At 46.3% G+C, this 17,348-nt stretch carries 15 protein-coding genes; 11 read left to right on the plus strand and 4 right to left on the minus strand.

Annotation, left to right across the window (positions count from 1 at the left end; genetic code table 11):
- The first annotated feature begins 17 nt into the window (after positions 1-17).
- Both AC23N5_RS13115 and menD read left to right on the plus strand, forming a co-directional pair.
- Positions 18-479, plus strand: coding sequence for an Lrp/AsnC family transcriptional regulator (locus tag AC23N5_RS13115; protein ID WP_122934045.1), 462 nt, complete (start codon positions 18-20; stop codon positions 477-479).
- Positions 476-2,248, plus strand: coding sequence for a 2-succinyl-5-enolpyruvyl-6-hydroxy-3-cyclohexene-1-carboxylic-acid synthase (menD, locus tag AC23N5_RS13120; protein WP_487755933.1), 1,773 nt, complete (start codon positions 476-478; stop codon positions 2,246-2,248). Before AC23N5_RS13115 ends, menD begins: the two co-directional genes overlap by 4 nt.
- On the opposite strand, the gene AC23N5_RS13125 is transcribed toward menD, so the two are convergent.
- The gene (locus tag AC23N5_RS13125; RefSeq protein ID WP_487755934.1) at positions 2,245-2,898 is read right to left on the minus strand and encodes a class I SAM-dependent methyltransferase; all 654 of its coding nucleotides are present in this window, start codon (positions 2,896-2,898) and stop codon (positions 2,245-2,247) included. The two genes, menD and AC23N5_RS13125, sit on opposite strands and share 4 nt — an antisense overlap.
- A gap of 124 nt (positions 2,899-3,022) precedes the next feature.
- On the opposite strand from AC23N5_RS13125, the gene AC23N5_RS13130 reads away from it, so the two are divergent.
- From AC23N5_RS13130 to AC23N5_RS13160, 7 genes are all read left to right on the plus strand, one after another.
- Entirely contained in the window at positions 3,023-4,390 is a 1,368-nt protein-coding gene (locus AC23N5_RS13130; protein WP_487756100.1) for a Gfo/Idh/MocA family protein, read from the plus strand.
- 160 nt (positions 4,391-4,550) lie between these two features.
- Positions 4,551-4,916 carry a sugar 3,4-ketoisomerase gene (locus AC23N5_RS13135; protein WP_183970885.1) on the plus strand — a complete coding sequence of 122 codons (366 nt, stop codon included), beginning with the start codon at positions 4,551-4,553 and terminating at the stop codon, positions 4,914-4,916.
- The gene (locus AC23N5_RS13140; protein ID WP_183970886.1) at positions 4,913-6,040 is read left to right on the plus strand and encodes a DegT/DnrJ/EryC1/StrS family aminotransferase; all 1,128 of its coding nucleotides are present in this window, start codon (positions 4,913-4,915) and stop codon (positions 6,038-6,040) included. Before AC23N5_RS13135 ends, AC23N5_RS13140 begins: the two co-directional genes overlap by 4 nt.
- Entirely contained in the window at positions 6,009-6,941 is a 933-nt protein-coding gene (locus AC23N5_RS13145; protein ID WP_487755935.1) for a glycosyltransferase family 2 protein, read from the plus strand. The genes AC23N5_RS13140 and AC23N5_RS13145 overlap by 32 nt, the downstream gene beginning before the upstream one ends.
- Positions 6,942-6,961: 20 nt before the next feature.
- Positions 6,962-7,732 carry a class I SAM-dependent DNA methyltransferase gene (locus AC23N5_RS13150; protein WP_487755936.1) on the plus strand — a complete coding sequence of 257 codons (771 nt, stop codon included), beginning with the start codon at positions 6,962-6,964 and terminating at the stop codon, positions 7,730-7,732.
- On the plus strand, positions 7,729-9,270 hold the full coding sequence (locus AC23N5_RS13155) for a hypothetical protein (protein WP_487755937.1): 1,542 nt from the start codon (positions 7,729-7,731) through the stop codon (positions 9,268-9,270). The genes AC23N5_RS13150 and AC23N5_RS13155 overlap by 4 nt, the downstream gene beginning before the upstream one ends.
- A gap of 97 nt (positions 9,271-9,367) precedes the next feature.
- Complete coding sequence (locus tag AC23N5_RS13160; protein ID WP_487755938.1) at positions 9,368-10,438, plus strand: M42 family metallopeptidase; 1,071 nt, start codon at positions 9,368-9,370, stop codon at positions 10,436-10,438.
- Between the two features lie 217 nt (positions 10,439-10,655).
- On the opposite strand, the gene AC23N5_RS13165 is transcribed toward AC23N5_RS13160, so the two are convergent.
- On the minus strand, positions 10,656-10,931 hold the full coding sequence (locus tag AC23N5_RS13165) for a hypothetical protein (RefSeq protein WP_487755939.1): 276 nt from the start codon (positions 10,929-10,931) through the stop codon (positions 10,656-10,658).
- Positions 10,932-11,015: 84 nt separating this feature from the next.
- Here AC23N5_RS13165 and AC23N5_RS13170 point away from each other — a divergent pair, with 84 nt between their 5' ends.
- The gene (locus AC23N5_RS13170) at positions 11,016-12,761 is read left to right on the plus strand and encodes a DUF885 family protein (protein ID WP_487755940.1); all 1,746 of its coding nucleotides are present in this window, start codon (positions 11,016-11,018) and stop codon (positions 12,759-12,761) included.
- An 87-nt stretch (positions 12,762-12,848) separates the two neighbouring features.
- On the opposite strand, the gene AC23N5_RS13175 is transcribed toward AC23N5_RS13170, so the two are convergent.
- Positions 12,849-13,871, minus strand: coding sequence for a glycoside hydrolase family 43 protein (locus AC23N5_RS13175; RefSeq protein ID WP_487755941.1), 1,023 nt, complete (start codon positions 13,869-13,871; stop codon positions 12,849-12,851).
- 143 nt (positions 13,872-14,014) lie between these two features.
- Positions 14,015-15,319: a Gfo/Idh/MocA family protein gene (locus tag AC23N5_RS13180; RefSeq protein WP_183970896.1), complete on the minus strand. Its 1,305-nt coding sequence runs from the start codon at positions 15,317-15,319 to the stop codon at positions 14,015-14,017.
- A 91-nt stretch (positions 15,320-15,410) separates the two neighbouring features.
- Between AC23N5_RS13180 and AC23N5_RS13185 the strand changes: the two genes are divergently transcribed.
- Positions 15,411-17,285: an ABC-F family ATP-binding cassette domain-containing protein gene (locus tag AC23N5_RS13185; protein WP_487755942.1), complete on the plus strand. Its 1,875-nt coding sequence runs from the start codon at positions 15,411-15,413 to the stop codon at positions 17,283-17,285.
- Positions 17,286-17,348: the final 63 nt, after the last annotated feature.

A 17,348-nucleotide genomic window follows, 5' to 3' on the forward strand; every position in this document is an offset into this window, starting at 1 on the left:
TATTCGCCCCCTTTAGTATGGTTCATCTTGACGATACCGATTTGCAGATTTTGAGGCTGCTGCAAACCAATGCACAGCTGACAATCAAAGAGATTGCGACGCAGATTAATCTCTCCATTACGCCCGTTCATGACCGCATCAAAAAACTGGAACGGGAAGGCATCATCGAAAAATACGTGACGATGCTAAACCGCAAAAAACTAAACAAAGGCTTGGTGGTTTATTGTAATGTAACCCTCGATAAGCAGCAACATGAAAACTTTCGTGAGTTCAACGAAGCCATGCTTCAAATGCCTGAGGTGGTGGAATGCTGCGTGGTGTCGGGGACGTTTGATTACCTCATTAAAATCGTGGCCACCGATGTGGAGAGCTACCACGCCTTTTACCAAGAAAAATTAGCCAGTTTTAAAGCCATTTCGCACATCAGCAGTTTTTTTGTGATGTCGGAAGTGAAAAGCACGACGGCAATACCGATATGATACTTCAATCCATCAATAACATCGCCGAACTCTGCGCCCGTAAAGGAGTCCAAAACGTAGTGATTTCACCAGGGTCGCGAAGTGCGGCGCTTACCTTGGCGTTTGCGCGCCATCGTAGTATAAAAACAAAAGTAATTCCTGACGAACGAGTGGCGGGTTTTGTCGGTATGGGCATGGCACAATATAGCGGCCAAACGGTGGCTTTGGTATGTACCTCAGGCAGTGCGGCTTATAACCTTGCCCCTGCGGTAGTGGAAGCGTTTTTTCAAGAAATACCGTTACTGGTGTTGACCGCCGACCGCCCCAAAGAATGGATACACCAACAAGACGGGCAAACCATTTACCAAAATGAGTTGTACGGCAAGCACGTCAAAAAGTCGTTTGAACTTCCTGCGGATTATGCCCATCCTGATACCAATTGGTACATCGAACGCGTGCTCAACGAAGCGATAAATCTTTCCCAAACGTACCCCAAAGGGCCTGTACACGTCAACGTGCCGATTCGCGAACCGTTTTATCCCACGGCCAACGAAAAAATCACCTACGACCGCAACGTCCGTTTGGTCGAGCGACTTACAACGCAACCGACCCTTTCTCCCGAAACGTGGCACCGTTTGCAAGAGGAGTTTGAAAATACGTCTCGCGTACTGATTGCGGTAGGACAGCTTCCGCCTCAATCAACTTTATGGAAAATTTTAAAAGAATTTAGCGAAGAAATGGGCGTGCCCGTGTTGGGGGATATTATTTCAAACATTCCTGCCGACGATGCTTTTGTTCGCCACCATGATGTGTGTTTGCGGCCAAAAAATCACGAACAATTGGCTGATTTACAGCCTGATTTGTTAATCACCGTGGGGGATTCGTTTATTTCTAAAAACCTGAAACTGTTCCTGCGCAAGTTTGCTCCCGCGCGCCATTGGCACATCAAACCCACCGAGCAGCTGATAGATACCTTTCAAACCCTGTCGTTGCAAGTGCCCGTGGAGCCAGTTTATTTCTTTCAAAAATTGCTAGAGGATATTGATTACCAGCAGTTTGTGCATCAAGATGATGACAGTGAAGAGCGGACCCAATACCGCGAAAAATGGCTGCAAGCCGACCGTAACGCCCAACGGAAACTTGCACATTTTTTCCGCGAAGAAACCCGTTGGAATGAATTTACGTTGGTTGATTCTCTCATGCGTTCGTTGCCCGAAAATTGCGTCTTGCATTTGGCCAACAGTATGCCCGTGCGCTACGCAAACTTAGTGGGGACAAGCACCCAAGTTGAAGTGTTTGCCAATCGTGGTACGAGCGGGATTGATGGTTGCACAAGTACGGCCGTCGGTTCGGCGATGATGACCGATAAGTTGGTGTTTTTGCTGACGGGCGATGTCTCGTTTTTTTACGATCGCAATGCGCTTTGGCATCCACATCTTCCTGAAAACCTGCGCATTGTACTTTTTAATAATAACGGTGGAAATATTTTTAGGTTGATTGATGGGCCGTCGGCACAACCCGAACTGGAGCAATATTTTGAAACGCGTCACCATACATCGGCACGTAATTCGGCAGAGGATGCAGGCATGACCTATTTTGCTTTGGATAATAATACAAATAATCACCAGGACATGATGGCTGCTGTTTTGACTGGCACTGTCCGAGAAGACGCATTTGAGTCCATCTGGAAGCAATTTTTGCTTCAAAATGGCAAAGCCAAATTGTTAGAAATTTTTACCGATCCCGTGATGAATGGAAACGTTTTTGAGGCGTATCGAAAAATGAGCTAGCTTGAGCACTTAACTGTTTTAAAATAAGATAATGTTCCAAAGAGAGTGGATTGATTTCCAAGAATTTCCACCTCTTTATAACCCGCTTTTTGCATTAAATCAGGGAGTATTCCTTCGACATTATCGTTGGTGGTATAAAAATTGTCAAACACCTGTAACACAAAAAATAAAAACCTCATCAGCACGGTTTCTGATTTCCCCCAATCCGCAATGTGCAACTCTCCCTGTGGTTTCAGTACCCGATTGATTTCTTTAAAAGCTGTTATTTTCTGGGCAGTAGTCAAATGGTGAAATACCCAAGAAGATAAAACTTTATCAAAGACACAGTCGGGGAAAGGGAGGGTACTTCCTTCATGGGTTAACAACGTAATTGCTGACTTTTTTTGACTGATTTTCTTGTGAGCGATGGCCAATATCTGCGGGTCAGTATCTAAGCCAATAACTGTACCACTACTACACCGTTCTTCGATGAGTAGCGTTAGGGTAGCAGTACCGCAGCCAAAATCTAATACTTTTTCATTAGGCTGAAGTTGTGCTTGGTAAATCAAACGATTTTTGACTTTTAGCTCAGGCATGGTCAATCGGATAAACCAATCGTAGAAAGGCGTTAGAAAATGATATTTGAGGGCTGGGATGTAGGTCGTGGGCATCAGTTTTGGGGAGGTTGTGGGTACAATAGACAAATAAATGACTCATATTGCAGTAATTGCAAAACCTGCTGGACTTTATTTCCATAAACAAGCAATCCAATACGAAACCGCTCCTTTTCCACAAATGAATAATTTTACGCTCAATCGTCGTCGATTTCTTCAAGGGACTTCGGCTTCTATAGCATTATCCACCCTAGATGCTAGTGGTTTGAATTTGAATAATCCTGCCAAAACGTACCGCGTTGCCTTGATTGGAACGGGCTGGTACGGAAAAAGTGATTTGTTCCGCCTTATTCAAGTGGCTTCGGTAGAGGTAGTAGCCCTTTGTGATGTGGACAAAAACATGCTTGAAGCCGCTGGGAAGCTGGTGAGTCAACGCCAGAAATCAGGCAAAGTGCCCCTTTTGTACGGCGATTACCGCAAAATGCTCGCCGAAAACAAACTCGATATTGTGCTGATTGGCAGTCCTGACCACTGGCATGCCATGCAAGCGATTGACGCCGTTAAGGCGGGAGCGCACGTGTATGTACAAAAGCCGATTAGTGTCGATGTAATGGAAGGGGAAGCGATGGTAGCGGCTGCCCGTAAGTACAAGCGAGTGGTACAAGTAGGTACTCAGCGGAAAAGTACGCCGCACTTGATTGAGGCCAAAAAGAACATTGTAGATGCAGGTTTGTTGGGGAAAATATCGCACGTAGAAATGTGCTGTTATTATCACATGCGCAACAACGGAAATCCACCTGTACAAGCCGTTCCAGACTTCTTTGATTACGAAATGTGGACAGGCCCCGCCCCAATGCGCCCGTACGATGGTTTGCCGCACATTCGCTGGTGGCGGACGTTTAAAGAATACGGAAATGGTATCATGGGCGATATGTGTATTCACATGTTTGATACCGTGCGATGGATGTTGCATTTGGGCTGGCCTAAGCGCATTACATCGTCGGGGGGAATTTATGTGCAAAAAGAAGGTAAATCAAATATTTCAGATACGCAGTCGGCGATTTTTGAGTACGACGAACTGAACTGTGTATGGCAACACCGCACGTGGGGAACACCCGCAAACCCCGATTATCCGTGGTCGTTTACGCTCTACGGCGAAAAAGGGACGCTTTGGGCAAGCACGATGGCGTATGATTTTATTCCACAAGGAAAGGGTGAAAAGATTCATAAAGATGTGGTGTATGAAAAAGAAAAATACCCCGAAGATTTGACCGAAGAACGCATTGAGCTAAATGCCGCCCCCGCGACGCGCTTACACATGCTTGATTTTATTGCGGCTATTGAAAATAATTCGCGCCCAGTGGCAGATATTGAAGAAGGACACATTTCGACGGCTAGTTGTATTCTTGCCAATATGTCGATGGAATTAGGGCGTCCTTTGGTATATGATCCTAAAAAACGGGTGGTTGTAGGTGATGCCGAAGCAACAAAAAAATTGGTTCGACCCTACCGAGGCTCATGGGTGCATCCAGACCCCAATCGAGTCTAAAAACAAGGTTTTAGGAGCAGAAATGCTCCTTTTTCGTTTTTTAATTTAAGGTTAAAAATATCCCTAGACAAAGCTAACAGGAAGGTAGATTCAAAAATTTTGTGTTTATTTAGGGGATTTTTAATGCCCTTTTAATCTAGCAGCGTTACTTTACCCCATTATGCCCCAATTGATAGATTTAAGTACCTTCGGAGAAGATGAAGGGAAATTGACCGTTTTTGAGAAAATTTTACCAGGAGATATAAAACGAGCTTTTTATATTTACGGGGTTCCTTATGGCCAAGAGCGTGCAAAACATGGCCATTTTACAGCGACAAATGCTTTAATAATAGTAGCAGGGAGTTGTCGGGTTCAGGTTAGTCACAGTGGACAGGAAGATACGTATATTCTTAATTCGCCTTCGCAAGCACTCATTTTACATCCAGGAGATTGGCATATTATGGATCAATTTACGCCAGATGCGGTACTGTTGGTGATGTCAAATCAATACTACGATAAGAACGACTATTTCTTTGAAAAACCATGATACTTCATCTTGATCTTAAACGTACAAATCAGCCGTATCAGGCTGAAATAGCGGAAGCGATGCAACGCGTGGCGGAGTCAGGATGGTACGTTCTGGGAAAAGAAGTAGCGTCGTTTGAAGAAAATTGGGCGGCGTACTGTGGAGCGTCTCATTGTTTGGGAGTTGCCAACGGACTCAATGCCTTAGAACTTATTTTTAAAGCTTTTGATTTTCCAGCAGGAAGTGAAGTAATCGTTCCTGCCAATACTTATATTGCTTCCATTCTTTCGGTTACTTCTTTGGGTTTAACTCCGATTTGGGTAGAACCAGACCCCAAGACGTTCAACATTGACCCACGTAAGATTGAAGAAAAAATTACGCCTCGTACCAAAGCCATTTTAGCCGTACATCTCTACGGAAAATGCTGTGATATGAAACCCATTTGGGCCATTGCGCGCAAATACAGCTTGAAGATTGTGGAAGATGCAGCGCAAGCACACGGGGCTACCTATCAGGGTCACAAAGCGGGGAATTTGTCGGATGCGGCAGCCTTCAGTTTTTATCCTACCAAAAATTTGGGAGCACTCGGCGATGCGGGGGCGATTACAACCAACGATGCTGACTTGGCTCGCAAAATTGCCAGCTTGCGCAATTATGGTTCCACTATCAAGTATTACAACGACCACGTAGGAACCAATAGTCGTTTGGACGAATTGCAAGCGGCGATTTTGAACGTGAAATTGAAATATTTAGAAACGGAAAATCAGCGCCGCCGCGAACTAGCACGCTTTTATTTGTCTGAAATAAAACATCCTGATTTGGTGCTTCCGAGCCTCAAAACGCTTTACGAAGATGCGTGGCATTTGTTTGTGGTTCGCCACCCAAAACGGGAACAATTCATTGATTATTTGATGGAAAATGGCATTCAAGCCACGGTGCATTATCCCGTTCCGCCGCACAAACAAAAAGCCTATTCGGAATACAATCATTTGAGTTTGCCCATTTCGGAACAGATTCACAATGAAGTGATTAGTCTTCCTTTGAATCCTTCGCTGACCGACGAAGAGGCGCGCCATATTGTTCAAGTCATCAACCAATCTGTCTATCAACCCCATGCTGCTGTCGGTTATCATTCCCGTCTATAACAGCGAACAGACGATTAATCGACTCGTTGAGCATGTACTGGAAACGCTGAACCGAACCACCCTCGAAATCGTGTTGGTCAACGACGGTAGTCGCGACCGTTCGGAGCAAGTATGCACGGAATTAGCAAAGCGTTTTTCGGAAGTGAAATTTATTTCATTGCGTCGTAATTCAGGGGAGTTCAATGCCGTCATGTGCGGTTTGAACCATGCTTCGGGCGATTATTGTGTGATGATTGACGACGATTTTCAGAATCCTCCTACCGAAATTTTAAAACTCGTTGAAACGGCTCAACAGGGTGATTACGACGTGGTATATTCATTTTATGCCACCAAAAAACACTCCTGGTTTCGAAATTTTGGCAGTTGGCTGGTCAATCGTGTGACTACGTGGTTACTCGAAAAACCCAACGATTTGTACTTGTCGAGTTTCAAGTTGATTAATCAAGCTGTCGTTCAAGAAATTATCAAATACAAAGGCCCGTATCCGTACCTCGACGGCCTGATTTTTAGAGTCACCCGCAACGTGGGACGCGTGCAGGTGTCGCACAATGCCCGCGAAGAAGGGGAGTCGGGCTATACGTTGCGCAAACTTACGTCGCTCTTTATGACGATTTTGTTTGGGTATTCGCTCAAACCTTTGCGGTTGTTGACGGCCACGGGTTTGGCCTTTTCGGGCTTCTCACTATTGGCAGTGTTGATAGACTTGGTGTTGTACGCCATTCATTCTGAGTTTTTTATCCTCAATTCGGTACTCATTCTGCTTACTTTTTTTAGTGGATTGATTTTGACCTGTTTAGGAATTGTGGGGGAATACATTGGTCGTATTTTTATGGCCCAAAGCGGTTTGCCACAGTACGTGGAAAAAATGGTGGTTACAAAGGAGCCGCAAATAAAAAAATAAGAATTTTTAACGCGATTGCGATGATAGGTAAACAGGACGAATACGAACGGATGTTCAACGCTGAGCGCCAATTGTGGTGGTACAAAGTGCTGCACCAGAAGGCAACCGAGCGTATCAAACAACATTTTACGAACCCAACAAACCTTACGATTTTGGACGCAGGATGTGGAACGGGCGGAATGTTGATTTATTTAAAAGAGCAAGGTTTTAAGGCCATCGAAGGGTTTGATTATTCGGAAGATGGCGTCAAGTTTTCGCAGTCGCGCGGCTTGGATGTGACGTATTTTGACCTAACCAAAATTGCCGCTTATAAACCCGAAAAAAAGTTTGACGTTATTATCTGCAATGACGTTTTTACGTATTTTTCGGATGAAGTTATTGTAGATGTTTTAACCGCTATTAAGGCCAAATTGGCCCCAAACGGCATTTTTATTACCAATAATAATGCCCACGCTGCTTTTGCGGGAGTACACGATGTGGTGGTGGGAGGACAAAAAAGATTTGTCAAAGAAGACATGCAAAGGTTGGCAAAAGCCGCCGATTTGGAAGTGACCTACGCTACCTACTGGAGTTTCTTTTTATCGCCACTCATTATGGCTGTACGGGCATGGCAACGGTTTCAGATGAAACGGGGGTGGATTGACCTCAGTAAAGAGTCGTCTGATGTGGCCGTTCCGCCGTCTTTCATCAATAATACGCTGTATTGGTTGGTAAAAATTGAAGAAAGTATCATTGGCAAAGGCCCTTTCGGAAGTTCGGTTTTTGTGACAATGGCTCCTAAGAAAGTATGACAATAAAACGCGCTGAAACTTGGTGGAATATCCTCTTCGTCAGTAGTTTACTCGTGTTGATAGCCATTAGGTGGTTTTATCAAATTCCAACCGAACTGGATGTAGATACGAGTACCTGGATTAGTTCGGCCATCAGTACAGCGCACGCTGACCGCCCGCTTTGGACCTTACTCAATTACTCCGACAGCCGCCCACTCACGGTACTTCCTTTGGCGGTGGCCGAAATGGCAGGAATCAACGTAGATTGGGCACTGGCCGACGGGATTGGGGTCATGCTCTGGGTCGCGACGCTGACGTTTGTTTTTCTGATTTTCAAACATTGGTTTTCTTCGGCACGGTCATTTTTGTTTACCACTCCTCTGCTGCTCTTCCAAGCGTTTCATGTATGGCCTGGTTTTATGACCTACAATTCAGAACACGTTTGTATTCTGATGCTGACGGCGGGCTTTTGGGCGGTTATCAAACTGAAAGACAGCGCTTATCCTTCGTGGTGTTATTTCCTCTTAGGAGTGTGGCTGGGGCTTCTGCCGTTTGCCAAGTTTCAAACCATTCCGATGGGATTGATTTTGGCGCTTTTCCTCGTTTTTTTTCTCCTCAAAACCCAACAATGGAAACGCCTTTTGGCGCTGATAGGAGGCGGGGTTTTGCCGCTTTTGTTGGTAAATGGGTATTATTATCATTACGACCAACTGGAGACATTCTGGAATGATTATTTCTGGAATTATTATTACTACTCCTTTTCTACTGTTCATTCAAAACTAGAAACCAGCAACCGTTTCAGTCCACTTACCATTGGGCGATTTGTGCTTCAGCCTGCGGCTACCCGTGTTTTTTGGATAGTTCAAATGGTGCTAATCACGACAGGGGTTGTTCAGTTTTTACGATTTCCCTCACAGAGCGTAGGGGTTACTCGCTCCGTGATTGGCCTTTCGGTGGCAGTGGCCTTGGTAAGTTTGTACGCCGTTTTACAAGCAGGAAACCCGTTTGACCATTATTTATTGTTTTTGTTTGTTCCTTCGGTCGTGTTGGCGGGTTTTTGCTCGCTGTACTTTTCGCCAAAAATGTTTTCTAGCTTGTGGACAATTGCCCTTTTGGCAATTGCTTTGGAAGGTGCCAGAAATGCGGTGAATTTTCCTCTTGGAACTATCCCGAAATTGCCTAAGTCAGACGTACTAATCCGTAAGGCAATACGCGCGCACATTGGCCCCAACGAGACAATGACAATTTGGGGATATGCCGACCGTTTTTTTGTGTATGAACATTTGCCAGCGGGTAACCGCCTTCCGCACTCGTACTGGATTTATACCAAAAGCCCCTTGCAAACCCACCGTCAACGCGAATTGATTGATGATTTGGACCAAAATAAACCCGCGTTATTCCTAGACGCGATGGTGGCGCCCGTGTCAACCATTTATGTTCCTGACAATGTGAACTACCGCCACGAAAAATTTCCAATCATCGCAAAATATGTTCGGGAGCATTATACGTTGGTAGATGTAGTGAAAGGCGCTCGCTTTTACCGACGAAAAAAAGAGTAAATTTTGGTTCTGAGCAGTATATCAGCGAGAGAGTGTCAAGCGCTTCGTTAAATTTGTATTTATAAAAATGAGTAGTGAGTTAAATAACAAAAACATCATGTCAGACAAAAGCACCGAATTCCTTTATAATTACTTAAACAACGCTTCTCCGACGGGTTTTGAATCGTCGGGACAGCAAATTTGGCTGGATTATTTGAAGCCTTACATCGACGATTACCTCGTGGACACGTACGGAACGGCCGTGGGTATAATCAATCCCGACCAGCCGTATAAAGTGGTGATTGAAGCACACTCGGACGAGATTTCTTGGTTTGTCAATTACATCTCGGAAGATGGCTACATTTACGTTATTCGCAACGGGGGTTCGGATGCGCTGATTGCGCCGTCGATGCGGGTAAATTTGCACACAAAAAAGGGCACGGTCAAAGGAGTTTTTGGATGGCCTGCCATTCACGTGCGCGACCTTGCCAAAGAAGCTGCTCCTAAAGTGGCTGATTTGACGATTGACGTAGGGGCAAGCAGCAAAAAAGAAGTAGAAGAAATGGGCATCCACGTGGGTACGGTTGCTACGTTTTCGGATGGGTTGTTTGAAATGAACAATCGCTATTACGTAGGACGTGCGTTGGACAACCGCATGGGTGGATTTATGATTGCAGAAGTGGCGCGTCGTTTGAAAGAAAATAACGTTCAACTTCCTTTTACGCTCTACATCGTCAATGCTGTTCAGGAAGAGATTGGGCTGCGCGGAGCCGAGATGATTGTGCGCCGTCTGAAACCCGACTTGGCTATTTGTACCGACGTAACGCACGATACGCAGTCGCCGATGTACAAGAAAAAAGAACAAGGAGACATGAAGTGCGGCGGCGGGCCTGTATTGTGCTACGGCCCTGCGGTGCAAAACAACGTGTTGGATATGCTGATTGGGGTTGCCGAGGACAAAAAGATTCCGTTCCAACGCCAAGCTGTAAGCCGCTCGACGGGCACAGACACCGATGCTTTTGCCTACGCAACCGAAGGAGTTGCTTCAGCTTTAATTTCATTGCCATTGAAATACATGCACACCACTGTTGAAACTGTTCACAAAGATGACGTGCAAAATGTAATCAATCTCATGTATGAGGTGCTCGTTCAACTCAAAGGAAACGAGGATTTTAGATATATTAAATAAGAAATGTACTGCGGTTGTGAGCAACCGCAGGCACGCACTATTAGTGTACTAGTAGTTTATTTCGCTTCGGAGAAGCATGACTTGTTGGTTTTTGTTATGCTTCTCCGAAGCTAGTGTTTTCGACGCATTTTTTGCAGCAACAGGGTTTTGAGAAACCCTGCTGCGGTTAGGAGTAACCGCAGGCACGGCAGGTACGAGCCTCGCGTCTGCGACGCCATTACTCCAAAAATGACGTCAGATTAGCAATCACTTTTTGTGTCAAACGCACTTTAGATTCCTTCGTAAAACCTGCCGAACGCGGGTATAGTAAAACATTATTGAGCTCCGAAAATGGTTGGTAATGAGTGCCTATACCATCCGAATCGAAAATACCAAAAGAAGTAGGGACGTCGTAGTAACGAAGCAGAGGTTGGCGGGAAAAAGTGGCAATTTCTTGAACACCTTCTTCGGTAAGGCGGCAGGAATCAATGAGGGTAATTTGGTCAAATAACATCCCAAAAGCTTTTTGTGCGAAGGTGCAATAGTATGAAGAATTTGGCCTAAATTCACACATTCATTCACAAACTCTCCCTTTTCTATGCTCCAACTTAGACCTGTGTTGCTGTGTGCGTCGTTGATGCTGAGTACCAGCGCAATCGTACTGGCACAACCCGCTCCTCTTTCTTCTTTATACAAACAAACCAGCGACGTGCATCATTTGATGGCCAATTACGCCGCCGACCGAGGAAGCCTAATCCGTTTTTACGTCATCGAAAACTCTCCCGAACGCCGACAACGTCTCGAACGGCTTTCGACCGATTACCTCCAACAACTGAAAAAATTAGATTTTGATAAACTGCCCGTTGATAGTCAGGTCGATTACCTATTGTTTCAGCGCAATTTGCAGGTGGATTTACGTGAATTGGCCAAAGAAGCCAACGAAGTTTCGCAGACCCAAGCGTGGTTTCCGTTTGCCGACCGTATGTATGCCTTAGAAAAATCGCGCCGTCGGGGTACGTCGGTAGAGGGTGAAAAAATAGCCATTGAGTTAAACGCCCTGGCGCGTGAGGTGGCAGAAGCCCGAAAAATGGTCGAAAAACTCGATAAAATTGATCCAATTTTGGCCGATCGAGCGTCAGGAACGGCCACGGGGCTAAAATCGGCGATGAAAAGTGTGTTTGAGTTTTATAATGCCTACGACCCCGATTTTACGTGGTGGGTGCCACAGCCGTACCAAAAACTTGATAGTGCGTTGACGTCCTATGCCTCGTTTTTTGCCAAAAAAGCCAAAGTAGCTGCCCCTACAAAAGACGACGGAAGTGGCATCAATGGCGTGGCTGTGGGGCGTGATGAACTTATCCGACAGCTCGAATTTGAATTTATTTCGTACACGCCCGAAGAGCTCATTGACATTGCCAACAAAGAATTTGCGTGGTGTGACCGTGAGTTGCTCAAAGCATCCCGCGAAATGGGCTTTGGGGATGATTGGAAAAAAGCACAGGAAAAAGTAAAAAATTCGATGGTGCCCGTGGGCGAACAACCTGCCATGATTTTGCGACTTTACAACGAGTCGGTCGATTTTCTTAAAAAGAATGATTTGATCACGATTCCGCCAATTGCGGAAGAAACGTGGCGGATGGCGATGATGTCGGCCGAGCGCCAGAAGTTCAGCCCGTTCTTTTTGGGCGGAGAAACGATTCTGATTTCGTACCCTACGGCCGCCATGTCGCACGAAGATAAATTGATGAGTATGCGGGGAAATAACCCTCATTTTTCGCGTGCTACCGTTCACCACGAACTGATTGCGGGGCACCACTTACAAGGATTTATGAACAACCGTTACAAAACATACCGTCGTTTCCGTACGCCATTTTGGACCGAAGGCTGGGCTTTGTATTGGGAAATGATTTTGTGGGACATGAACTTTCCGCAGTCGCCCGAAGACCGCGTAGGGATGTTGTTTTGGCGAATGCACCGTTGCGCTCGGATTATCTTCTCGCTCAATTATCACTTGGGAAAATGGACGCCGCAGCAGTGTATTGACTTTTTGGTGGACAGGGTAGGGCACGAGCGTGCCAATGCTGAGGGAGAGGTACGCCGCTCGTTTGTCGGTGGGTACGAGCCGCTCTATCAGTTGGCGTATATGACGGGAGCGTTCCAGTTTTATGCCCTCAAAAAAGAACTGGTTGATTCCAAAAAGATGACTTACAAGCAGTTTCACGATGCCATCATGCAGCAAAATTCATTGCCCGTGGACATGGTACGCGCCGTGATGACCAACAAAAAGCTTTCGCCCGATTATAAGTCTTCGTGGAAGTTTTATGTGCCGCCTTTAATGAAGTAGATTTTTTGAACCATATAAGTCATATAAGAGATTATAAGTTTCTCTCTTATATGCCCTTATATGACTTATATGGTTGAAATAAAAACATTACTTCGGTGCTGTCATCTCTTGGTCAGTCGAAACAGGCGAACCAAAGGAAGGCGTGCCGTCTTTCAAGAACGTAAACGGCTGAATACGAGGCGAACGCTTACCACCACATCCCTGACCTGCTTCGCTGTTGGCGTGGTACAGAATCCAATTCTGACGTCCATCTGGCGATTTAAAGAAACTGTTGTGGCCAGCCGCGTGCGTGCCTTTGGTATTTTCGGCCCAAAACACGGGCGTTGGATGTTTTTTCCACGAGGCAAGTTTCATCAAATCATCGTTGGGAGAAGCGTAAATCATCCCCAATGAATAGAAGTCTGTCCAACAGCCGCTGGCAGAAAAAATGATATTGACCCGACCGTTGGGGCTTTTCAAAAATTGAGGTCCTTCGTTGACCAACACCAGCGGCTTATCGTCGGGGCCAGGACGGCTGATGGTGCCGTGTTTTTCCCACGAAAACTGAGGTTCTGAGATTTTGATTCGTTCGCCTACGCAGGTCCACGGGTTGCTCATTTTGCATAAATACACCGACTGTTGCCCGTTTTCGTCACCTTCCCAGCCCGACCACGTCAGGTAAAACAGCCCTTTGTGCTCAAACACCGAGCCATCAATCGCCCATTTATCCTGTGGCGTTTTGAGTTGGCCTTTCATGTTCCACGTTCCCTGTGTGGGGTCTGCCGAGGTATTTTCAAGCACAAATAAGCGGTGGTTGCGGTTGTGACCATCGTCGGCCGCGAAGTAGATGTACCATTTGCCTTTGAGAAAATGCAATTCAGGTGCCCAGATTTCTTTAGAATAAGGCCCCGTTGCAGGCGGTGTCCAAACCACCGTCGGTGAGGCAGAGGCAAGTTCGGTTAGGGTTTTTACTTTCCAAATGCTCAGATTTTTGCCCGTGGTGTGCATGTAATAGTAAAACCCATCTTTGTAAATCGACCAAGGGTCTGCTCCCGCGGGCAACAACGGATTTTTGAACGTTTGGGCGTGAATAAGGAAAGGAAAAAGTACTAAAAATATGATTTTTTTCATTGGATAAAATGCGCTTCTTTTGTTGAAAGTTACTGTTTTTTTTGGAACACGGATGACACAGATTGGACGGATATTCACGGATTTTGGATGAACTCACGCTCACCTAAAATTCGACATTCTACCCTCTACCTTCGACATTCCCTTTATACTTTCGGGTATTCCCAGCCTTTGCGGTAGGGGCGTTCGAGGAGTTTGTTGGCTTCGGGGTCGTTTTTGATGAGTCCTTTTTCACCGTCCCACTCAATACTTCGCCCTGCTTTCATCGAAAGCATTCCTAACAAAGCCATGTTTGAAGAACGGTAACCAATTTCAATGTCGCAGACCGACGGTTGGTTTTTCTCAATTGACATCAAAAAATCGGCCCACAAGTTGGCGATATTTTGCTGGTCGGGCATGTCAAGTTTGGCATCTTCGTGGATGACGGGCTTTTTAGAATCGGTCGGATAAAACGTCCAGCCGTCGAGCCAGCCCATGTGGAAAGTGCCTTCTGTTCCGTAAAAATAACAACCTACGGCCTGTTGTGGGTGCGTTTTTTCGGCGTTGTTTCCCGCAAACTGACGGTGTTCCCAAGTGGCCGTAAAATTCTCAAATTCATACACTGCCACTTGGTGGTCGGGGGCATCGGTATTGTCGGTTTTGATGGCGCGCCCACCCGTCGAAAACACCTTTCTGGGATATTTTTCTTCCATTACCCAAAGCAATTGGTCGAGCCAGTGAATGCCCCAATCGCCCAGTGTTCCGTTGGCATAATCTAAATATTGACGAAATCCACGCGGATGAATTTTGGTATTAAAAGGTCGCAACGGAGCAGGCCCACACCACATATCCCAATCAAGCCCTTGGGGTGTTTCGGAGTCGGGAGTTACTTGGCCTGGGCCGCCGCCGTAATGTACAAACGTTCGAACCATTCCGATTTTGCCCACTTTTCCCGAACGAATAAAATCGCGACCAGATAAGTTGTGGGGCGATACCCGACGGTGAGTTCCTACTTGCACAATTTTTCCAGTCTTGCGTGCAGCAGCTACCATGGCTTTGCCTTCGTTGATGGTATGGCTAATCGGCTTTTCCACATACACGTGCGCCCCTGCTTGCACGGCGGCGATGCAAATCAGCGGATGCCAATGGTCGGGCGTGGCGACGATGACGATTTCGGGTTTTTCGGTAGCTAAAAGCTCGCGGAAATCGCGGTAGAGTTTAGGCTTGTCGCCGCTGAGTTTTTCTACTTCGGCGGCGGTTTTGGTGAGCTGATTTTGATCCACGTCGCACAAGGCAACAACTTTAGATTGACCTGCGGCCATTGCCACGCGGAGAATATTGCCTCCCCACCAGCCTGTGCCAATGAGGGCAGTACGGTACTTAGAAGCACGGGGCGCGGCAATGCCGTAAGGCGAGAAAAGCGTGGCAGTAGCGCCAACGGCGGAACTTTGGATGAAAGTGCGACGATTCATGGGGGATGTGATAGGTGTTAAAATGAATGTTGGACGAAAGTATAAAGTCGGAAAATCGGTTTGGTTACTGAATGCTTGCTACCTTTGCGGTATGAATTACCTATCTGCAGAAAATATATCGAAGTCCTTTGGCGATAAGTGGCTGTTTAAGGGCATGACGCTGGGCTTGAGCCGAGGCGATAAAGTGGCGCTTATTGGGGCCAATGGTACGGGAAAAACGACGTTGATGACCATTTTGGCGGGGCTCACCCCTCCCGACGAAGGGGTAGTGAGTGTCCGAAAAGACATTCGAGTAGGGTACCTCGACCAAGCACCCGATTTTGACGGTCAGCTTCCTGTTATTGAAGTGATTTTTTCGGGTAAAAATCCCGTGGCGGCGGCGGTCAAAGAATATGAACGGGCTTTGTTGCTAGGCGATGACGCCGTGTTGGCGCGCGCCATTGAGCAAGTCGATTCGCTGGAAGCTTGGGATTTTGAGGCAAGGGTCAAGGAAATTTTGGGAAAACTAGGCATTTATGATGTTGAGGCAAAAATCGGGACACTGTCGGGCGGGCAGCGCAAGCGCGTCGCATTGGCCAAAGTGCTCATCGAAAGTCCTGACTTGGTGATTCTGGATGAGCCTACCAACCACCTCGACTTGAGCATGGTTGAGTGGCTTGAAAATTACCTCAACACCCAAAACACTACGCTCCTTTTGGTAACGCACGACCGTTACTTTTTGGATACGGTTTGTAATGTCATTGTTGAACTCGACAACGGAAATTTATATACTTACAAAGGCAATTACGCTTACTTTTTGGAGAAAAAAGCCGAGCGAGAAGCCGTAGAAGCGTCCGAAATCGACAAAGCGCGTAACTTATACCGCAAAGAACTCGACTGGATTCGTCGCCAACCCAAAGCGCGTGGAACCAAAGCCAAGTACCGCGTCGATGCGTTTGAAGATACCAAAGAAAAGGCACATCAGCGCAAATACGACAACCAAATTGAGCTAAATATCAAATCGACGCGGCTGGGAAGTAAAATTGTGGAATTGAACAGTGTTGGTAAAAAATACGGTGATAAAACCATCATCCACAATTTTTTATATACCTTCAAAAAAGGTGACCGTATCGGAATTGTGGGGAAAAATGGCGCAGGAAAGTCAACGTTGCTCAACATGATTACGGGCGAACTCCGTCCCGACAACGGCCAAGTTGTACGCGGCGATACGGTGCAGTTTGGCTATTACACACAATCGGATTTAGAGTACAAAGACGGCCAACGGGTGGTGGATTGGGTCAAAGACGTGGCCGAGGTGATTCGCTTAGGGACGGGCCAAACCGTGACGGCTTCGCAGTATTTGCAGGCATTTTTGTTTCCGCCCAATAAGCAAGGAACGATGATTGAAAAATTGAGCGGGGGCGAAAAACGCCGCTTGCAGCTTTTGCGTGTTATGATGCACGAGCCTAATTTTTTGATTCTCGATGAGCCTACCAACGACCTCGACATCACGACGCTGAACGTGCTTGAAGAGTTTTTGATGAATTTCCCTGGCTGTTTGGTGATTGTTTCCCACGACCGCTATTTCCTTGACCGTTTGGTAGATCACTTGTTTGTATTTGAAGACAACGGTCACATTCGCGATTTTCCAGGGAATTATACCGACTACCGCAATTTCTTAGCCGAAAATAAAGAGCAAGCAGCCGCTGCCAAACAGACGGTTGCTGCCCGTCCGCAGGCTACGTCGTCTACGCCTGTTTCGGCACCCGCCAAGCGCAAATTGTCGTTTAAAGAACAACGTGAATTTGAAACGTTGGAAAGCGACATGGCGAAACTGGAAAGTCAAAAAGCCGATTTTGTCGAAAAAATGAACGGTGGAGTTGGCTCGCACGAGGATTTTGCCACGTGGGCCAAAGCCGTGGAGCGCATTACCGAAGAATTGGAAGAAAAAGAAATGCGCTGGTTGGAGCTGAGTGAGTTTATGTAATCCTCACGCCTCAACGTACTGTATCTACGCTTCAGGCATTCTTTTTATGGGATGCGACAACAA

The organism is Runella sp. R5_40, assembly GCF_057652295.1.